We start from the raw sequence: 19,878 nt of genomic DNA, 5'->3' as shown, positions 1-19,878 counted from the left end.
CCGTCAGGCCCGCAGCGCCTTCATCAGGGTCTTCACGAGTCCGCTGATGCGGCCGTCCACCCGATAGCGGGTCAGCCCTTCGCTCACTGCGGCGCCGGTCCGCGAGGAGACGAACCACGGCGGCTTCGGCAGGATGGTGAGGCGTCCGCCCCCGTTCGCGATCGGGAGCGACCGCGGGAACGGGCGGAAGGGGCCACGCAGCACGGAGCGCTCGACCCCGTCGAGCAGGAGGGCGTTGTGCACGACGCCGATGCCGCTCCCGACGTCGTCGATCGTGCCGCCGGGGAACGCGCCCCAGGTGAGGGTAGGGGTGATGAACCCGAATGCGGTCCAGCCGTTGATCGCGATGGAGCCGTAGTGGAGCGCGGCGATGGCCCGTTCGAAGCCGGTGCCGAGCGACTTCTCGGTCGCGGGGTCGATCAGCAGGTTCGCGCCGAGGGTCCCCTGCAGTCTGTCGTTCGCGTGGGCGACAGCGGCGTCGAGGAACTCCTGGCCCGTGCCAGGCACGGTGACGACGCCCAGCACCGGTGTGAAGTACTCGGTGTTCTCCAGGGCGGTCGGGTCGTCGTCGGCATCGATCTCGACGAGCAGTCGGTCGCCGAGCACGAGGGCATCGGGGTAGGCGTCGGTCGCGAGCTCCATCCGCGAGGGCGATCCCGGGTACCAGATCGGGCGCTCGGGGGCGTTCGCATACGCACGTCGCAGGGCTGCGCGGAAGGCCTCGGCCTGGTCCCAGTCGGACGACATGATCACGACCTGGCCCGCGATGCAGTTGTGACCGCAGTTCTGCAGGCGCATCGTCACGATGTGCTCGGCCTGGTAGGTGAGGTCGGCGTCGGTCCACGCGCCAGGCACCACGATGATCGGCGAGACGCCGCCCAGCTCTGCCGTGATCGGCTTCTTCAGCAGTGGACGGTTCTCGCGTCGACGTCGCTTCGTCGCGGATGCGCCGTCACCCTTCGACGGGCCCCAGACGATGGTGTCGAACGTCGCCGCCGAGCCGGTGATGTGCACGTGCACGAGGCCTGGATGACCGGTGAGATACGAGCCGGTGGCGGGCCCGCCGCGGACGATGCGCAGGAAGCCGGGCTCGATGAGGGGCGCGAGCGCGCGCTTGTACACGGGCACCAGCGCGTCCTGCGTGGGGTTCACCTTGAGCAGTGCCGTGCGGTTGTGGGCGAGCAGTTCGTAGAGCACATCGAGCACCGGGATCGAGGTCACGTTCCCCGCGCCGAGCACGAGGCCGACGCCGCCCGACTCGGTGGGCGTGCGCTGCGCGAGACCGGCTGATGCGCGTGCCGCTCCCGGGGTGATCCCCGGTTCCAGCCAGACCTCGCCCGTGAATCCGGACAGCAGGAACCTGTCGATGCCCGTGAGAGGGAAGGCGTGTACGCGGGTGCGTCCGCCCGGTGCGCGATCGATGGAGATCCCGTCGAGGGGGTTGGCACCGTTCGCGAGACGGGAGAGCGTCTCGATGTAGGCGTCGAGAGCACCGAGCACACTGTAGGGACCGCTCAGCCACTCCTCGCCGCGGAGGGGATGGCGCGCGTCCAGGCCCTTCGAGGATGCGGCCGTGTTCGCCCAGTCCTCGGCCGTCGAGGCCACGCTCGTCCGAACCGCCCGCAGCAGCGTCACCCGCTGGGCGACCGTGAGCGCCGACCACGTGCGCGCTCCGACCTGGAGGGCGTCGACAGCGGTGTCGAGCCGCTCCCGTTCGCCTTCGCCCAGCCCCGGCGCTTCGTTCTTCGGCGCACCCTTCGACGCGCTCTTCGATTCGGCAGCGGCGGCCGCTGGGGAGGTGGCGGTTGTGCTCGCAGAAGTCATCGACGTCTCCTTCGGACGGGATCCCAGCTTAGGCGTCGGAGGTCTCGAGGGCATCGATGTCCGCGCGGCGCAGTCGGTAGCGGCGGAGCGTCACCAGGCTGCCGGCCATCAACACGGCGGGCAGGATGCTGAAGCTGAGGACGATGCCCGTCACCGCGGCCGCCGGTTGCTCGACGGTGGTGCCGGCGACGGTCGAGACGTAGCCGGTCGCTGCAAGGGTCAGGGACACCGCCGTCGCGCCCAGGGCGAACCCCACCGTCTCCCCGGCGGTCCAGATGCCGGTGAACGTGCCGGCCTGCCCTGCCCCGCTCGTACGCTCGTCGTGCGAGATCACATCGGGAAGCATCGCCATCGGCAGCGACTGCAGCCCCGCGTACGCGATGCCGGCGACGGCGACCGAGGCGTAGATCCAGAGGCCGGGCGACCACACGGCCACGACGAGCGATGCGGCAGCAGCCGTGAACAGCGCGCTGGCCATCGCGAAGGCCCGCTCCTTGCCCAGGCGTCGGGCGATGACCGTCCACCCCGGGGTCGCGAGCAGCGCCGGGCCCACGAGCGCGACGAACACGAACGTCACCGCATCCTCCGAGCGCAGCACCCACGTGGCGACGTACTGCGCGCCGGCGAGCATCGTCCCGGTCGCGAGGGCCTGCAGGACGAAGGTGCCGAGCAGCGCGCGGAAGGGCTGGCTGCGTCCGAGTGCCCGGAAGCCCGACATGTACTGATCACGCCACGTGGATGCGGCGACGACCGCGCCGGGCGTGACCGCGCCGCGTTCGGCGGCGACGCCCGCTGTGCGGGAGGCGATGAGCATCCCGATGCCGATCACGAGCCCGGAGGCGATGCCCATCAGGAGGTAGCCCATGACGGGGTCGTCACCGGCGTTGCGCAACGCCGGGCCGCCGGCGCCGAACAGCAGGATGGCCGCCGTGAGCACGACCACGCGCCACCCGAGCAGACGTGTGCGCTCGTCGTAACCCCCGGTCAGTTCAGCCGGGAGGGCGACGTACGGCACCTGGAAGAGGCTGAAGGCCGTCGCGGTCGCGAGGAAGGCCAGCAGTACGCTGATCGCTCCGGCGGTCGGACCCCACGACGGCGGTACGGCGAACGTGAGGGCGAAGAAGACGGGGAGTGTGAGCGCGCCGGTGACCATGAAACCGCGACGCGATCCGGTGCGGGCGAGCTGACGATCGGATGCGGCGCCGATCAGCGGATCGATCAGCACATCCCAGATCTTCGCGGCCGTCACGATCGTCCCCGCAGCGAGCGCGGCGACGCCGAGGTTGTCCGTGAGGAAGTAGGTCAGCACCAGCCCGGGCAACGTGGCATAGCCGCCGGTGCCGAGCGAGCCGATCGCGTACAGCACGATCGTGCGGGCAGACAGGCGGACTGATGCTCGTTCGGGCCGAGCCTCGGTGCTCATCGCGCCAGTGTAGCGGCGCGATGAGGCCGGATCAGATCAGCGAGAGCTCGCGCAGCTTCGACTCGACGTCGGCGTTCGACGGCTCCACGTGGTGCGAGGCATCGGGGTACACGACGACGGGGATGTTGGTACGGCCCGAGATCTCCTTCGCGACGTCTGCGGCCGCGGGCTCGGCGACGAGGTCGACATACGTGTACTCCACCCCGAGCGCGTCGAGCTGCTTCTTGGTGCGGATGCAGTCGCGGCACCAGTCGGCGCCGAACATCGTGATGGTGTCGGAGGCAGGAGAAGTCATGCGCCCAGCCTACGGCCGCCCGGAGGGGCTGGCGCTGAGTGGCGGCTGGGCGTTCGCCTCGGGGTGTCGGCACCCCGAGGTACTCACAGAGGCCGGCTCTTGTAAGTAAGGGTGCCCTTACTTACACTGGGGGCATGAGCGCATGCGAACACCTGGAAGACCCCGACTGGGACGACATCGAGGGTGCCGTGCTCATCGCCGGCGATGCGGCCGATGCCGGGTTCATCGCAAGCATCGCCGCGCGGCTGCCGTGGGACGCCCAGGGGGTCGTCATCCTCGAGGCGGCGGCGCGCATCCAGTTCCGACACATCGACGTCCCCGACGGGGTGTCGGTGCGGTGGCTGGTTCGCGGAGACGGTACCAGGGCCCACACGCGAGGAGAGAGGCTTGCGAACGCGGTGCATGCCTGGTGCGTCGAATGGGCCTGCAGCGAGCCGCCTTCGCAGTGGACGGTCTGGCTCGGGCCGCACACGCCACCGCACGTGGCCCGCATGGCGCGGAGCCTCCTCGGCGTCGCCAATTGAGCTGCGCGAGGGCCAATTGAGCTGCGCGAGGGCCAATTGAGCTGCGCGAGGGCCGACTGAGCCGCGCGAGGGCCGACAGAGCCGCGCGAAGGCAGACCAGGCGGATCGACCGCGTGACCCCGGTGACCGCTCAGGCGCTCAGCGCACCGAGGCGACGGCGGGAGCGTTCGCCCCGGCGGTGATCGCGTCGAGGGCGCGGCGCAGCGACGAACTCGACGTGTGCGCCGTGTACGGGAAGTACACGACCTCGACCCCGACCTCGGCGAACTCGCGCTCCAAGCGCAGGCCCTTGTCGGTGCCGCGCCAGTCGTCGCCCTTGAAGAAGTGCGTGAACTGCACGTCGCGCCACGAGTCCATCTTCGAAGGCGTCGTCTCGACGTAGACGTCGTCGACGAACGAGATGTGCTTCACGATCTCCGCACGCTCCGCGGTCGGGATGACGGGCTCGATGCCCTTCACCTGACGCAGCATCTCGTCGCTGACGACACCGGCGATCAGAATGTCGCAGTGCTGCTTGGCGTGACGAAGTAGATTCAGATGCCCGACGTGAAACAGGTCGAAAGCACCAACGGCATAGCCGATACGCGTCCCCATGATCTCCCCAGATCAGTAATTCCCCAGTAAGCGGGTCCCCATCCGCTCCGCGACTCCCACAGCCGCGGTTCGAGAGTCTAGCAGGTTCGGGTTTCCTTCCGCATAGGAACCCGTGGAACGATGGAGGCCGCACGCGATGCGCGTGAGGGACAGGGGGCGGACGTGGGGGCACGGGTCACGGTCATCGTGCCGACGTTCAACGAGCGCGACAACGTCGCCGAGCTCGTGGCGCGCACGGCCGCAGCGCTCGACGGGTGGGACGCGGAGATCCTGTTCGTCGACGACAGCACGGACGATACGGCAGTCGAGATCGCCAGGGTCGCGGCGGACGCGCCGATCCCCGTGCGCGTGCTCCACCGCTCCGAGAACACCGGGGGTCTGGGCGGCGCGGTCGTCGTCGGGCTCGGGGCTGCCGCGGCCGACGTCTGCATCGTGATGGACGGCGATCTCCAGCATCCGCCCGAGCTCCTCCCCGCCCTCCTCGCCCGGTATGCGCAGGGGGACGCCGATGTCGTCGCCGCGTCGCGCTACGTCGGCGGAGGGGATACGAGCGGTCTCGGCACGGCGGTGCGCTTCGGCGTCTCCCGCGTGGCGACCTGGCTCACCAGGGCCATGTTCCCGATCCGCCTGGCCCACAGCACCGACCCGATGACCGGTTTCTTCCTCGTCGACCGCGCGCGCCTCGACCTCTCCACGCTCCAGCCTCGCGGTTTCAAGATCCTCCTGGAGATCCTGGCCCGCAACGACATGCGCATCACCGAGGTGCCGATGGAGTTCGCCGAGCGTCGCCACGGCACCTCGAAGGCGAGCCTGCGTCAGGGGGCGATGTTCCTCGAGCACCTCGCGCGACTGCGCTTCGGCAAGATGTCGCTGTTCGCACTGATCGGCGTGATCGGAGCAGCAGCGAACCTCGGCATCATGTGGGTGCTGACGGCCGCGGGCGTGCCGTACATCTGGGCGGCGATCATCGGAGCCGAGGTCACGATCATCGGCAACTTCCTGCTGCAGGAGCGGTTCGTGTTCGCCGACATGCGCACGGATGCCCGTGGTCTCGGCATCCGCTTCGCCAGCTCCTTCGCCTTCAACAACGTCGAGGCTGCTCTGCGCATCCCGGTGATGGCGCTGATGGTCGAGTCGTGGCACATCTCGAGCGTCGTCGCGACAGGCCTCTCGCTCATCGTGGCGTTCTTCGCCCGGTTCCTGTTCCACTCGCTCGTCGTGTACGCGCCGAAGCGTCGGAGCAAGGACCATGCGGTCGGCGTCGAGCCGCCCACCGACACCGCGGCGCAACGCGTGATCAGGGCGATCGACGCCGAGGTGATGAAGCCCGGCGAGCTCTAGCGCCGGAGCGCGAAGGCGGGGCTCGAAGGCAGAGCGAAGCGGTCTCCGGAACTTCTCTCTTGCCAGGATCCGTGGCGAGGTCCATAGTTGGCTCGTGGAATCCGAGGGCAGTCCCTCCCTGACTCTCACCTGGGCGCATCGAGCCGAACAGTCGGCGCGCGCCTGGGAGCAGAGCCACGCCAGGGGAGAGGTGCCCAGTGTCTGGCCGTACGGCTTCGATGCGCTACGCGACCACGCGGCCGTGGAGGTGGTCGACCTCGCCCCGCCGAGCAGAATCGCACGGGCTCGCTCGCGACTCTCCCTGGGGCCGCGTCCCGCCCGCGGTCTGGCGCTCACCTGGGATGAGAACACGGCCTATCGGATGCAGATCACGCACCCGCGGGATCGCTTCGCCACCGGCGTGATCTGGCTCACCGACATGGCCGAGACAGACGGAGCACCGGAGCGGATGCTGGCGATGCTGCGCAGGGCGGAGGCGGCCTGGGTGCTCAGCGAGGCGCAGGTCGAACCGCTGCGCACGATGCTGGGGGGAACGGAGACGCGGGTGTTCGCGGTGCCCTTCGGCATCGACAGCTCCTTCTTCGTCGCGAGGCCCTACCCGGCGCGGCCGTGCATCGTCAGCGCCGGCAACGACAGAGACCGCGACCCGGCGACTCTTCGCGGCGCTCGCGCGTGTGCTCGCCATCCGTCCGGAGACGGACGTGGTCGTGCAGACCCGTTCGGACCTCGACCCGCCGGAGGGGGTGCGGGTCGTCCGCCATCTGCCGCACGCCGAGCTGCGTGACCTCTACGCCACGGCGAGCGTCGTGGTCGTTCCGACCAGGGAGAACCTCCACGCATCCGGGATGACTGTCGCGCTCGAAGCCCTCGCGACGGCCCGTCCGGTCGTGGTCTCCGATACCCCGGGGATGCGCCAGTACGTCGGTGAGGGGCGCACCGGTCACCTCGTTCCCGCTGAGGATCCCGCCGAGCTCGCCCTCGCGCTGCTCCGTCTTCTCGATCACCCCGAGCGCGCCGCCGAGCTCGGGCGGAACGGGCGCATCGAGGTCGAGCAGCAGTTCACCACGCAAGTGATGGTCGCCGCCCTGGTGCGGGGGCTGCTGACCCCGAGGTGACCGCGTCGCGGCCCACCGTCGTCTAGCGCTTCGCGCCGCGTCGCTTCACTCGCACGGCCGCGCGGAACGCGTCGGCGTGGGCACGGCCTGCATCGGCCCAGTCCCGTCGGGAGAGGTCGGGCGAACCCGTCAGCGTGGTCGCCGCCCGCCACGCCTCCACCACGGTCGGAGCATCGAGGTCTCCGTCGTACATGAGCACCCACTCCTGACCGACTTCGCGTCCGAGCGCCTCGTTCGCCTCGTTGCGGGGCACGAGCACGGGTCGGTCCATCGACAGGGCGGCGAGCACGCTGCCCGAGTTGTGCATGAACCGGTAGGCCAGCACGATGAGGTCGGAAGACGTCGCGAGCTGCACGAGCTCGGCATCGCTCAGGAAGTCGAGGTGCAGGCTCACTCCGGGGAGGTCTGCCGTCCGTGCACGGAGGTCATCGCCGAGCTCGGGGGTGGACGGGCGTCCGCCGATCCGCAGGCTCAAAGCCGGTTCCACCGCGACGGCCTCCGCATAGGCGTCGATGAACCCCTCGAGGCCCTTATAGCGGCGGATCCCGCCGAAGGAGCCGAGCTGGCCCCGAACCTTCTCCGCAGCGGGGAACTTCGCGTACCAGCCGCGGTAGTCGCCGTGCAGGATCAAGCTGTGCGGCGTGCCGGGCGCGAGCGGGGTGGTCTCGTTGATGACGATCCGGTAGTCGGTGTGGCGGTCGATGAAACGCAGCAGCCACAGGCGCGGCGCGTTGTCGTCCGGCAGCTCGATGTTGTGCACCGTGCGCACCACGGCGATCCGACGCGACAGGCGGTGACGGAAGACGAGCGCGGCGGTGAGCAGATACTTGCCCGTGGACTTCCACCAGGTGGATCCGTGCAGCTTCGCCTCCGGCCAGTGCCAGTGGAAGGCGTCATAGCGCCCGAACAGCGCAGTGCCCCACGAGAACCGCAGACGCGTGAGGCCCTCGGTCGAGCCCAGTGCTTCGTCGAGCATCTTGTTATACGGGTTCGTCGTCGGACGGGGAGCGCCCAACGACTGCATCACGCGGATGGTCGATCCGGGAACGGTCATGGTGGCGTCATCCTCCGATGGGCGTCGGTACTCGTCGTAGCGTCGACCGAGGGCGGCGGCGATCGTGCCCCGTCCGCGGTGCATGAGCCGGGTTCCCCTGGCGTGATGGGTGATGTTCGAGGTCAGGGCGCCGAAGGCTCTCCGCAGGGCGCCGACGACGATACGGGCCACGCCTCCGACCAGAGCCCGCAGTCGCAGCACCCCGCGGCGGATCTTCCCGTCGGTGAGCTGGAGCTGGATGCGGGTGCCCGCGTTCGCCGAGCTGAAGGCACGCTGTGCCGCCCAGGCGCGGCTCAGGCGCGCGGCGACGACGAGGTCTTCCGTCTCGGACTCGTTGCACCACACGATCAAGCCGCCTCGTCGGGCGAGCTGCCGGGAGAAGAGTGTGTCCTCGCCGCCGCCGAGACCGAGCGAAGGGTCGAACCGCAGACCGAGCCGCCGGATGGAGCGGAGGTCCAGCAGCAGGTTGCCCGCCGCTGCCACCTGGAGCACGGTGCCCGTCTCCCTTGGCGGCCGTCGGAAGGTGCCGGATGCGAGGAGCCACGGGTCGACGTCCTCGTCGAAGACGGAGATCACGCGCCCCATCACGGCATCGGCGCCGTGTTCGCGCCACACCTCGATGAGCGCGGAGAGCCACCGCTCTCGCGGGACCTCGTCGTCGTCGATGAAGGCCAGCAGGTCGCGGTCGGCGCACTCGTCCAGGAGGCGGTTGCGAGCGGCGACGATCCCCGGCTCGGGTTCGACGACGTAGCGGACCGGGACGCTCGCACCGGCGGCCACCTCCCTGGCGGAGCCGGAGGGATCGTTGTCCACCACCAGCACGTCCACCGTGACCCCGAGGTCTGCGCACTCGGCGATCCGCTCGGGAAGCGTGCGCAGCAGCGCTCGGAGCAGCTCCGGCCTCCGGTACGTGGGTACGCCGATCGTCACCCTGATCATGTCGTTCGATTCCGGTCCCCTGGTCATCCGCCCCATCCCCATGGCAGTATCGCGCCTCGACTCCGACGCCGGCTCATCGTATCGTGAACCCCTGAAGCCGCTCGTCGAGGAAGCTCTCGCGTATAGTCGTTCACCTGGGAGTCGACGTCGGTCGCGACTCTGGGGAATTCGACCGGCGACCCGAGGCGATCCGTGATCCGGATCCGGGGGGAGGATCGCGTGTCAATCGAGCACGGACGGCTTGCCGTGGTCGTGGTCAACTACGCCTCGGCGGGGTTGCTCGAGCGCAACCTGGTGATGGTGGAGCGCGAGGCGCGCGCGATCGATCAGCATGCGCTCGTCATCGTCGTCGACAACTGGTCGAACGCCGAAGAACGGCGCGCTGCCGCGACGATCGCCGACGCGCAGGGCTGGCTCCTGATCGAACCGCGATCCAACTCGGGCTTCGGCGGCGGGGTCAACATCGGGGTGACGCGCGCGCTCGCCGAGGGTGCCACCGACGTCCTCGTGATCAATCCGGACGCGCACATCGATCGCGCGTCGCTGCGCCGACTGGCCGCAGCCACCGACGCCGAGCGCACGACCCTCGCCTCGCCGGTCATCACGGACTCGGACGGCAAGACCTGGTTCGCCGGGATCGATCTCCTGCTCGCCGACGGCACCATGCGCGCACGCCGCAAGCGCGACGCCGGGGACACCCAGCCGTTCGTACCATGGTTGAGCGGGGCCTGCCTGTGGATCACGCGCGAGGTCTGGGATCTCGCCGGCGGGTTCGACGACGATTACTTCCTCTACTGGGAGGACGTCGACTTCTCGCGTCGTGTCGTGTCGGCCGGCGGATCGCTGGCCCTCGTCGAGGACGCCAGGGCCGTGCACGACGAGGGAGGCACGCAGCGCGCGGAGCCCGAGACCTCACGCGCCAAGTCCGAGGGCTACTACTACTACAACATCCGCAATCGGATGCTCTACGCCGTGCGCCATCTCGATGACGAGGCCGTGCAGCGCTGGCGCCGGTCCATCCCGCGCACCGCCAGGGAGGTCATCCTCCGCGGTGGCCGACGACAGCTGATCCAGTCGCCCGCTCCGATCCGGGCCTATCTTCGCGGTGTGCGCGAAGCCCGACGGATCGCGCGGACGCACACCTCGGGCCAGAAGGGCAGGAAATGGTCGTAGACGCCTATCACCGTCTCGCACGCGCGCAGAAGGGGCACGCTCGTGGGGCGCCCGCCTACTCGGTGTACGTCAATCGGCGCATCGGTCGGGTGCTCGCCGCCGTCGCGTATCGGATCGGTCTCACCCCGAACCAGGTGTCGATCATCAGCGCGGTGCACTCCTTCATCGCGATCGGCCTCATCGCGTTCGGACCCGTGAACGTGCCCATGGGCCTCCTGATCGCTCTGCTGCTGGTGCTCGGCTACGCCTGGGACTCGGCCGACGGTCAGGTGGCGCGTCTGCGCGGCGGGGGAAGCCCCCAGGGCGAGTGGCTCGATCACTTCATCGACACGCTCAAGATCGCCTCCCTCCACCTCGCCGTGCTGATCGGGCTCTATCGCGTGCTTCCCGACACGCCTCTTCTCCTGCTGATCCCGATCGTGTTCAGCATCGTCGCCACGACCACGTTCTCGGGAATGCTCCTGAACGATCTGCTCAAGGGCAAGCACGCGGTGGCGTCGACCCACGAGCGAGGAGGCGGGACCCTGCTGCGCTCGCTCATCCTGCTGCCGACGGACTTCGGGCTGGTGTGCCTCGTGTTCGTGCTGTGGGGGTGGACGCCGGCATTCCTCGTCGGCTACGGCGCTCTGTGCCTGGCCGCTGTCCTGTTCCTCGCGCTCGCCGCGGTGAAGTGGTTCCGCGAGATCGGAAGGCTCGGTGCCTCCGCATGACGGACGAGAAGATCCTGGTCGTGTGCGCGGCTAACGTGTGCCGGTCGCCGTTGGCCGAGCTGGCTCTTCGTCGCGGGCTCGGCGTGGATTCCCCCATCACCGTGAGCAGTGCCGGTGTGCGGGCGAACGCCGGCACACCGATCTGCGCGGCGGTGGCCTCGGTCCATGAGGACGAGGAATGGCAGGCCTGGGCGCAGGAGCATCGGGCGCAGCCGGTGACGATCGAGCAGGTCGAGCAGGCGAGCATCGTGCTGACCGCATCGCGCGACATCCGTGGTGAACTGGTGAGGATGGCACCGCGTTCGCGTGACTGGATGTTCACGATCAAGGAAGCCGCCCATCTGGGGGAGGGCTTCTCGTCCTCAGCCTCCGATCGCGTGGTGGAGTACGTGGCGCACCTCGACCGTGCACGTTCCCGCGCCGTCCCGCTGACACCGCCTGGGGGCCCCGGGGCACGCCTGCGTCAGCTGTTCCAGGCCCGGGGGACCGTCGATCCGACGAGCATCGCCGATCGGCACGGGAGTCGCGGTCACCTGGAGACGATCCACGAGGTCGATGCCGCCATCGCGACGGTCCTCGCACAGCTCACGGGCCATCGTCGACACGCTTCCTGACCGGGCACTTGTGGTTTTCCAGACCTCGCACTAGGATTAGCCGACGCCGCGTTCCGCGCGGTTGAAGGGGACCTGAAGCCGAGGGGGCTTCGGGATTGAGGAATCTGGGTTCTGGGGAGCTGCAGTGTTCAAGGTTTCATCATGCCGTTCTGGGGACGGCACTTCGCGCTCGCTACGAGCGATCTTCGTCGCGCCTCTGGTGGCGCTGGCACTCGTGACGGCCGGTTGCACCGCTGCCGCGCCGAGCGCATCGGAATCGCCGGCGCCGGAAGGCACTAGCACCACCGACTGGACGCCGCCCGCCGACACCGAGGCCCAGGGGCCCACGGAAGGCCCGGCGCTCACAGAGGAGAACGGAGCGCTCGACGCGCCCATCTCCCTCTCCACCGACATGGTCGTCACGATCGACAAGATCTCGACCACGACGATCAAGCCCGAGACGCCCGGCGAGTACGCCGGACCCGCCGTGGTCGTCACGCTGACCGTGGCCAACGACTCGAAGCGTGCGCAGAGCGTCGACTCCGCGGTCGTCAGTCTCGTCACGGACGACGGCGACATCGGGGTCTCCACGACTGCCGGCCCGAACGAACCCCTGCAGGGTGAGGTCGCCGCGGGCGCGAAGACCACCGGCACCTACGTCTTCATGCTCGATCCGACGCAGGGGCGATCGGTGAAGATCAGCGTCAACTACGCCGCAGGCGAGCCGGTGGCCACCTTCGCCGGCCAGCTGTCCTGACGCGCACGTAATCACTCGCATCACTTTCGTTTTTCATTTGCACTAACTCATTTTCGAAGAAGAAAACTGGCGGCTGGGGAGTCACTATGGGGAACACATCGACCACGAGGCGAGCGCTGAGCGCACTCGCGTCTGTCGTGACGGCGGCGTTGCTCGTCGCAGGCATGACGACACTGGGAGCGCAGGCGGCGTCAGCAGACGTCCCCTCGACCCCACCGCCTCTGCTGCAGCGTGACGACAACGTCGTCACCTCGGATCCGATTCCGACGGTGCAGATCGACAACGGCTACGTCTGGGCGCAGACGATGATCGGGTCGACCGTCTATGCGGTCGGCAAGTTCGACAACGCCAGGGCCCCGCTCGCCACGCCGGGAACGAGCCTGACGGCCCGCTCCAACGTGCTCGCCTACGACATCAACACGGGTCAGCTGCTCTCGTTCGCGCCGCAGGTGAACGGTGTGATCAAGGCCGTCGCCGCGTCGCCGGACGGCAGCCGCATCTACATCGGCGGATCGTTCAACTCCGTCAACGGTCAGGCCCGCTGGAACTTCGCGGCCCTCGATGCCGTGACCGGCCAGCTCGTGGCCGGCTTCAACCCGTCGATCGGCGGCAGCGGTGTCTACGCCCTCGCAACCTCCGGCACCAGCGTCTACGTGGGCGGGCTGTTCACGCAGGGCAACGGCACCGCCCGTAAGAACCTCGCCGGCTTCAACGCCGCCAACGGAGCCCTGTTGAGCTGGGCGCCGCAGACCGACCTACAGGTCGACGCGATGGTCATGGACCCCGCGGGGCAGAACGTCATCGCCGCTGGGCGCTTCTCGCAGGTCAACGGCGACCTGACGATGCGCGGAACCGTGGCACTGGACAAGGCGACCGGCGCGGTCGACACGTCCTGGGCACTCCCGCAGACGGTCAAGAACGGCTCGAACACGGGCTCGAACTCCGGCAAGGCCGGCATCTTCGGTCTCGCCGCCGACGACAAGGCCGTGTACGGCACCGGCTGGGTCTACGCCGACGCGGCCACGGGAAACCTGGAGGGGACCTTCGCGGCGGAAGCAGGGACGGGCCAGGTCCGCTGGATCGCCGACTGCCTCGGTGACCACTACGGCGTGTACTCCACCGGCAAGGTCGTCTACACGACCAGCCACACGCACGCGTGCGGCACGATGAGCCTGCACCCGGAGCAGAACCCGCGCACGCACCGCTACTCGGAGGCGTACACGGCGGATGCTCGCGGCTCGCTGGGCAACCAGCCCGCAGCCGGCGGCACCTACAAGAACTGGGCGGGCACTCCTGCACCGTCGCCCTACGCCTGGACGCCCGACTGGGCCGTCGGTGTGACGACGGGCATGGGACAGGCCGGTCTGTCGATCACGGGCGCAGGCAACATGATCTCGATCGGCGGTGAGTTCCGGTCCGTGAACAACGGCCGCTTCGAGGGACTCGTGCGCTTCTCGACGAACCCCCCTGGCGGAGCCAAGGACGGTCCCCGTCTCGCGGCGGCGAACTGGACCGGCACGGCGCAGTCGTTCATCCCCGGTCGCGTCCGGGTGTCGATCCCGGCCAACTGGGACCGCGACGATCTGACGCTCACGTACGAGCTCCGTCGCACCGGCACGGCCACGCCGGTCGCCACGACCACAGCCAACGGCACGTGGTGGAACCGGCCGTCCGTCACCCTCGAGGACAAGACGGCGACACCGGGATCGCAGCAGGAGTACACGGTCAGCGCCAAGGACAGCGCGGGAAACACCGTCAGCAGCCAGGCCATGAGCGTCACGGTCGCATCGGGAACGGTCTCGAGCTACACGAACGCGATCTCGGCCGACAACCCGCAGCTCTACTACCCGCTGGGCACCGCGGCGCAGGACTGGGCGGGCGCGAACCCTCCCGTGTTCGGCTCCGGCGTGACGTCGTCGGCTTCGGGCGTGGAGAACACCGCGACCGGCGCATCGACGTTCAGCGGAACCTCGTCGGGGCGAGCCTCTTCGACCGACAAGATCGCCGCATCGACGGAGTTCTCCACGGAGCTGTGGTTCAAGACCAACACCACCACCGGTGGCAAGCTGCTCGGCTACGGGTCGGCGGCCTCGGGTGACTCCACGAGCTACGACCGTCATCTCTACATGACGAACAACGGGCGTCTGGTGTTCGGCACCTACAACGGCAGCACGCAGACGATCCAGAACACCACGGCGCTGAACAACAACGCCTGGCACCATGCGGTGGCCACGCAGAGCGCTGACGGCATGAAACTGTACATCGACGGCGTGCTCGTCTCGTCCGCGGCCGGCGCGACTACCGCCGAGAACTACGTCGGGTACTGGCGTGTCGGCGGGGACAACCTCAACAGCTGGCCCTCCGCACCGAGCTCGAGCAACTTCAAGGGAGCTCTCGACGAGGTCGCGGTGTACCCCTACGCGCTCACCGCCGCGCAGGTGCAGACCCACTACGGCATCGGCAAGGGCTTCCAGCCGCCGACCGCGGCCTTCACCTCGACGCCGACGGATCTCGCCGTGGCATTCGACGCCAGCACGTCCGCGCCGACCGGCTCGGCCACGATCACCGGCTACCGCTGGGACTTCGGGGACGACTCGGCCACCGCGACGGGTAAGACGGTGTCGCACACCTACACGGCGGCGGGCACGTACACCGTCAAGCTCACCGTGACCGACAGCAACGGCCTGGCCACCACGACGGAGAACCCCGTCACGGTGCAGGCGGCCAACGTCCTTCCGACCGCGTCCTTCGAGCTGTCGGGCACCGGGCTCTCGGTCTCGGCCGACGCCTCGGCATCGACCGACTCGGACGGCACGATCGCCTCGTACGACTGGAACTGGGGCGACGGTTCGACGTCCTCCGGCCAGGTCGCCAGCCACGTGTACGCCTCGGCGGGCACGCGCACGGTCACTCTGACGGTCACCGACAACCGCGGTGGCACGGCGACGACGACGCGGGAGTCCGTCACGACCCACGCGAACCCGGTCGCCACCTTCACCGCGACGGCGTCGGGGATGAACGTGGACGTCTCGGCCGCGGGCTCGAGCGCCTCCGACGGCGCGACGCTGTCGTACTCCTGGAACTGGGGTGACGGCACGGCCGCGGGCAGCGGTGCGACCGCCGGTCACACCTACGCCCAGCCCGGTGCGCACGACATCACGCTCACGGTGACCGACAGCCTCGGCGGATCGGCCAGCGTCACGAAGTCCGTGACCGTCCAGGCTCAGGTGTTCGCCGCATCCGACTCCTTCGGTCGTGTCGTGTCGAGCGGATGGGGTGCGGCCGACGTCGGCGGCACCTGGGCGCCGATGAGCGGTTCGGCCGCCGTCACCTCCGTCGGAGACGGCGTCGGCAAGGTGAACCTCACGCCGGGTGAGACGCGCGAGATGCTGCTGCAGGGAACGTCTCTCCTCGACACGTCCGCGCGCATCACCTACACGCTGGCCTCCGGCCCGTCGACGGGTGTGGCCTACGAAGGACTCGGTGCACGTCGCTCCGGCTCCAACGGGTACCGCGCACTCGCGTGGCACCGGGCGGACGGGACCACGTGGCTCGTGATCCACCGCAACGGAACCGCGATCGCCAGCACCGCCGTCGCCGGTCTCACCTGGACCGCGGGAAGCACGTTCAACCTCGCCATGGAGACGACGGGGTCCGGGACGACGACCATCCGCGCGAAGCTGTGGGCTGCCGGAGCTGCGGAGCCCGCCAACTGGCAGCTCTCCACGACGGACACGACGCCCGCCTTGCAGGTCGCGGGAGCGCCGACGGTCTTCTCCTACCGCGCAGGCAGCGCGACCGGCACCAACCTGGCGAGCTTCGACGACTTCACGCTGAAGAACCTCGGGGCGGCGACACCGCAGCCCGAGCCGCAGCCGGAGCCGCAGCCGCAGCCGAACGTGCCGCCGACCGCGGCCTTCACGGCGACGACCACGGGGCTGACCGTGAACGTCAACGGTGGGGCATCGACCGACTCGGACGGCACCATCGCCTCCTATGCCTGGAACTTCGGAGACGGATCGACGGGCACGGGGGCGACCAGCTCGCGGGCGTACACCGCGGCGGGCACCTACACGGTGACCCTCACGGTGACGGACGACAAGGGGGCCACCCACACCGCGACCCAGCAGGTCACGGTCACGGCACCGCCGGTCGACCCGCAGCCTCAGCCCAACCCGGCCGCGCTCGCGAGCGATGAGTTCGACCGCACGGCGGGGCCCGGCTGGGGAACCGCGGTCACGGGCGGAGCGTGGACGGTCGCCGGCGGTTCGCAGGCGGCGGCGACCGTCGCCGACGGCCAGGGCAAGCTGAGTCTGGTCGCGGGGGACACCCGCCACGCCACGCTCAACTCGACCTCGATCGGCGACGCGATCCTCGAGACGCAGTTCCGCGTCGACCAGGCTCCTGCCGCTGGCGGCGCCTACGTCGGCGTGATCGCGAGGCAGACCGCTGCCGGGAAGTACTTCGCCCGTGCGTGGCTCCGTCCTGACGGAACCGTCTGGCTCGTGGTCCACCGCGAGGGAACGGTGCTGCTGACGCAGGCGGTACCCGGACTCGTGTGGGCGGCGAACACGTCGTACAGCCTCAAGGTCTCCGTCACCGGATCGGCCTCCACCGCCATCTCGGCGAAGATCTGGGCGACCGGCACGACAGAGCCCGCGAACTGGCAGATCAACGCGACGGACACGACTCCGCTCGCTGCGGGTTCCGTCGGTCTCAGCGGCAACCGGTCGGGCAGCTCCACGGCGCCCCTGAACGTCTCGTTCGATTCGTTCCGCGTCACCGCGCCCCAGTAAGATCCTGACGCATGGCCACTGCTGTTCCGATCGCGCTCCTCGCCGTCGGAGGAATCGCAGCAGTGGCCATCGTCGTTTTCGTGCTCAGGCTGCTGCCGCGCACGGCGTTCGTGGGCTGGGCCTGCGTCCTCTTCTTCGTGCCGCTCTGGGTCGGCGTCAACATCGGCTTCTACTGGGCCGCGATAACGCTGCTGACCGCCCTGATGATCATCGTCAACTGGTCGGTCGTCCCGCTGCGCGCCGCAGATGCCTGGGTCGTGGCATTCGTCATCGTGATTGTCGGGCTGTACGGCTTCGGAACGGTCGATCTCCCGTCGCTCGTCGCCGCTCTGCTCGAATGGGTCATCCCCTATCTCTGGGGACGCGTGGTGCTCGCCCGGGTCGCGCCGGAATGGGTCACGTCGACGATCGCGGTCGTCGCCATCGTGGCAGCCGTCCTCGGCATCATCGAGTTCTTCACCTCCCTCAATCCCTTCGTCCTGATCCCCGGATCCGGCGTGGTCTACGACACCTGGAGTCCTCTCCAGGAACGCGGCGGGGTGCTGAGGGTCGAGGGCGCGTTCGGCCACTCGATCGCCCTGGGAGCGGCGCTGGCGATGTCGTCGGCTTTCATCGTGGCGACGAAGTGGCGGCTGATCCCGAAGATCGGCGGCGTGGTGATCGTCGCGGTGGCGACGGTGCTGACGTTCAGCCGCGCCGGACAGCTCACCCTCGTGCTCACGCTGGTGCTGTCCACGTTCCTCATCGTCGGGGTGTCCACGCGGTTCCGGGTCGCCGTCGTCACGGCCGGTGTCATCGGCACCGCCATCGCCATCCCGATCATCGACTCCGTCTTCGGGGCGGCGGGTGACGAGGCGGGCGGCAGCGCGGACTACCGGACCGATCTCCTGGTGCTCCTCCAGCAGGTGCAGCTCTTCGGCAACCCGGGGGACTGGCACTCGCTCGTCTCGGGGGACTACTACCTCGGCTACTTCGCGCGCTCCGTCGACAACGCGCTCGTCCTCACTCTGCTCCGGTACGGGTACGTCCCCACACTGCTGATCATGGCCGCCCTGGTCTGCGCGGCGATCATGACCGTACGACGCTCGACCAGGAGCCCGGCGTCGATCGCCGTCGTCGGACAGCTGCCGAGCCTCGTGGTGGTGGCGTTGATCACGCAGTACAGCATGTTCCTCTGGTTCTGCGTGGGCCTGGCGATCACGTGGGCGCGCGACGCGGACGTGATCGGCAGAGGGGGGCAACAGTCAGAGGAAGCACTCCAAGGCGGGCTCGGACCCGTGCACCGGCAGCGCCTCGTCGGGAAGCCCCCTGCACAATCATGAGGTCGCAGGAACGAACACCTCTAGAATCGAAGTCTCAGGGGGAATGGGGAGTCATGGGCGAGAGCCGGGTGAGTCTGCGCGTGATCGCCAGCTCGTTGCGCAAGTTCTGGTGGGCGATCGTGCTCTGCGCGGTCGTCGGGGCTGCAGGGTCCTTCGGGTACGCCTCGTTGCAGACCCCCCTGTTCCAGGCGACGACCTCGTTGTACTTCGCCCTGAACCAGGGAACCAGCGCCTCTGACCTCAACCAGGGCTCTGTGTACACGCAGAGCCAGATGCTGTCGTTCGCCCAGTTGGCGACCAGCTCGCGGGTGCTCGACCCCGTCATCGAGGAGCTGGGGCTCGACACGACTCCGCGAGCCCTCGCAAGGGACATCGAGGTCACGATCCCCCAGAGCACGGTCACGTTGCGGATCACGGGGATCACGGACGATCCGAAGGCAGCGGCCGAGCTGGCCGATGCCGTGGCGGACCAGCTCATCATCGTGGTCAAGGACGTGGCGCCCAAGGACCCGCAGGGCGAATCGACGATCACGGCGCAGGTCATCGACGACGCGGTCGTGCCTGAGTTCCAGTTCACGCCGAGCAAGCCGCGCGATGCCCTTCTCGGAGGCTTCCTCGGGGGCGTCCTGGGCCTCGCCATCGCGGTGCTCATCGGAGTGCTCGACACCCGTATGCGCAACGAGGAGACGCTGACGGAGGCGGGTGGCGACCCTGTTCTGGGCGTCGTCTCGAAGTCGCCTCTCCTGGCCATGCGGGGCATCGCCGTCGCGCAGGAGCCGCTCGGCCACACCTCGGAGGAGTTCCGCCGTATCCGTTCGGCTCTGGCCTACGCGAACGTCTCCTCGCGGGTGAAGGTGCTGCTGGTGACGTCGGGCATGCCGGCGGAGGGCAAGTCGACCATCTCGGTCAACCTGGCCATGACCCTCGCCGGTCTGCGCAACTCGGTGCTGCTGATCGACGCCGACATGCGGCGCCCGCGGGCGCACGAGCACGCGGGCATCGACGGCTCGATCGGTCTGACCAGCGTGCTGCTGGACGAAGTCGAGTTCGAGGTCGCCAAGCACAGTGTCGCCGACAGCACGCTCGATATCCTGCCCGCAGGTACCATCCCGCCGAATCCGGCGGAGCTCCTGACGTCGGCGCGCATGAACCAGCTCCTCGACTTCGCCGCAGCGGAGTACGACTACGTGGTCATCGATTCCCCGCCGATCCTCAGCGTGGCCGACGCCAACCTCTTCGCCACCCAGACCGACGGCGTGATCCTCGTGGTCGACGCGACGAAGACGCGCCGCGCCGCGCTCGCCAAGAGCATCAAGTCGCTCGAGTCGGGCGGTGCCCGCATCCTCGGCACGGTTCTGAACCGCGCCCGGCCGGAGCGTCACCGCAGCGAGTACTACAGCGACTGAGGCGACATCCGA

At 69.0% G+C, this 19,878-nt stretch carries 16 protein-coding genes; 11 read left to right on the top strand and 5 right to left on the bottom strand.

The window, feature by feature from the left end; genetic code table 11:
• Window positions 1-3 precede the first annotated feature (3 nt).
• From MOX01_RS16260 to MOX01_RS16250, 3 genes are read right to left on the bottom strand one after another with little or no spacing between them, the layout of a single operon-like run.
• On the bottom strand, window positions 4-1,824 hold the full coding sequence (locus MOX01_RS16260) for an aldehyde dehydrogenase family protein (protein WP_174799796.1): 1,821 nt from the start codon (window positions 1,822-1,824) through the stop codon (window positions 4-6).
• Between the two features lie 28 nt (window positions 1,825-1,852).
• Window positions 1,853-3,247, bottom strand: a complete 1,395-nt coding sequence (locus MOX01_RS16255) for an MFS transporter (protein WP_230977969.1) — start codon at window positions 3,245-3,247, stop codon at window positions 1,853-1,855.
• 31 nt (window positions 3,248-3,278) lie between these two features.
• Window positions 3,279-3,542 carry a glutaredoxin family protein gene (locus tag MOX01_RS16250; protein ID WP_017831447.1) on the bottom strand — a complete coding sequence of 88 codons (264 nt, stop codon included), beginning with the start codon at window positions 3,540-3,542 and terminating at the stop codon, window positions 3,279-3,281.
• A gap of 134 nt (window positions 3,543-3,676) precedes the next feature.
• On the opposite strand from MOX01_RS16250, the gene MOX01_RS16245 reads away from it, so the two are divergent.
• Complete coding sequence (locus tag MOX01_RS16245; protein ID WP_058631559.1) at window positions 3,677-4,066, top strand: SIP domain-containing protein; 390 nt, start codon at window positions 3,677-3,679, stop codon at window positions 4,064-4,066.
• A gap of 138 nt (window positions 4,067-4,204) precedes the next feature.
• On the opposite strand, the gene MOX01_RS16240 is transcribed toward MOX01_RS16245, so the two are convergent.
• A complete protein-coding gene (locus MOX01_RS16240; RefSeq protein WP_046746655.1) occupies window positions 4,205-4,660 on the bottom strand; it encodes an FAD synthase family protein in 456 nt (151 codons plus the stop codon).
• 120 nt (window positions 4,661-4,780) lie between these two features.
• Here MOX01_RS16240 and MOX01_RS16235 point away from each other — a divergent pair, with 120 nt between their 5' ends.
• The 3 genes from MOX01_RS16235 (at window position 4,781) to MOX01_RS19465 (ending at window position 7,116) form a co-directional block, all read left to right on the top strand.
• Window positions 4,781-6,001, top strand: a complete 1,221-nt coding sequence (locus tag MOX01_RS16235; protein ID WP_058631558.1) for a glycosyltransferase — start codon at window positions 4,781-4,783, stop codon at window positions 5,999-6,001.
• A 94-nt stretch (window positions 6,002-6,095) separates the two neighbouring features.
• Window positions 6,096-6,785 (top strand): hypothetical protein, encoded by a 690-nt coding sequence (locus MOX01_RS16230; protein WP_230977991.1) that lies wholly within the window; start codon window positions 6,096-6,098, stop codon window positions 6,783-6,785.
• On the top strand, window positions 6,703-7,116 hold the full coding sequence (locus tag MOX01_RS19465; protein WP_230979370.1) for a glycosyltransferase: 414 nt from the start codon (window positions 6,703-6,705) through the stop codon (window positions 7,114-7,116). Before MOX01_RS16230 ends, MOX01_RS19465 begins: the two co-directional genes overlap by 83 nt.
• A 22-nt stretch (window positions 7,117-7,138) precedes the next feature.
• Here MOX01_RS19465 and MOX01_RS19460 read toward each other — a convergent pair whose 3' ends face one another.
• Entirely contained in the window at window positions 7,139-9,136 is a 1,998-nt protein-coding gene (locus MOX01_RS19460; RefSeq protein WP_230977966.1) for a glycosyltransferase, read from the bottom strand.
• A gap of 192 nt (window positions 9,137-9,328) precedes the next feature.
• On the opposite strand from MOX01_RS19460, the gene MOX01_RS16215 reads away from it, so the two are divergent.
• The 7 genes from MOX01_RS16215 to MOX01_RS16185 all read left to right on the top strand — a co-directional run bounded on the left by MOX01_RS16215 (window position 9,329) and on the right by MOX01_RS16185 (window position 19,866).
• Window positions 9,329-10,282, top strand: a complete 954-nt coding sequence (locus tag MOX01_RS16215) for a glycosyltransferase family 2 protein (RefSeq protein ID WP_230977964.1) — start codon at window positions 9,329-9,331, stop codon at window positions 10,280-10,282.
• Window positions 10,273-10,992, top strand: a complete 720-nt coding sequence (locus MOX01_RS16210; RefSeq protein WP_046746653.1) for a CDP-alcohol phosphatidyltransferase family protein — start codon at window positions 10,273-10,275, stop codon at window positions 10,990-10,992. Before MOX01_RS16215 ends, MOX01_RS16210 begins: the two co-directional genes overlap by 10 nt.
• Window positions 10,989-11,606: an arsenate reductase/protein-tyrosine-phosphatase family protein gene (locus tag MOX01_RS16205; protein WP_141370536.1), complete on the top strand. Its 618-nt coding sequence runs from the start codon at window positions 10,989-10,991 to the stop codon at window positions 11,604-11,606. The genes MOX01_RS16210 and MOX01_RS16205 overlap by 4 nt, the downstream gene beginning before the upstream one ends.
• 199 nt (window positions 11,607-11,805) lie before the next feature.
• Window positions 11,806-12,342 (top strand): DUF4352 domain-containing protein, encoded by a 537-nt coding sequence (locus MOX01_RS16200; RefSeq protein WP_058631554.1) that lies wholly within the window; start codon window positions 11,806-11,808, stop codon window positions 12,340-12,342.
• 86 nt (window positions 12,343-12,428) lie between these two features.
• Window positions 12,429-17,138 carry a PKD domain-containing protein gene (locus tag MOX01_RS16195; RefSeq protein ID WP_230977962.1) on the top strand — a complete coding sequence of 1,570 codons (4,710 nt, stop codon included), beginning with the start codon at window positions 12,429-12,431 and terminating at the stop codon, window positions 17,136-17,138.
• Between the two features lie 11 nt (window positions 17,139-17,149).
• Window positions 17,150-18,460 carry a hypothetical protein gene (locus MOX01_RS16190; protein WP_141370534.1) on the top strand — a complete coding sequence of 437 codons (1,311 nt, stop codon included), beginning with the start codon at window positions 17,150-17,152 and terminating at the stop codon, window positions 18,458-18,460.
• 53 nt (window positions 18,461-18,513) lie between these two features.
• A complete protein-coding gene (locus MOX01_RS16185) occupies window positions 18,514-19,866 on the top strand; it encodes a tyrosine-protein kinase domain-containing protein (RefSeq protein ID WP_141370532.1) in 1,353 nt (450 codons plus the stop codon).
• The last annotated feature ends 12 nt before the right edge of the window (window positions 19,867-19,878 follow it).

The sequence above is a fragment of the Microbacterium oxydans genome (assembly GCF_006540085.1).
Taxonomy (GTDB): domain Bacteria; phylum Actinomycetota; class Actinomycetes; order Actinomycetales; family Microbacteriaceae; genus Microbacterium; species Microbacterium oxydans.
The sequence above is the reverse complement of the archived record's forward strand: the minus strand, read 5'-3'. Positions and strand labels throughout refer to the sequence as shown.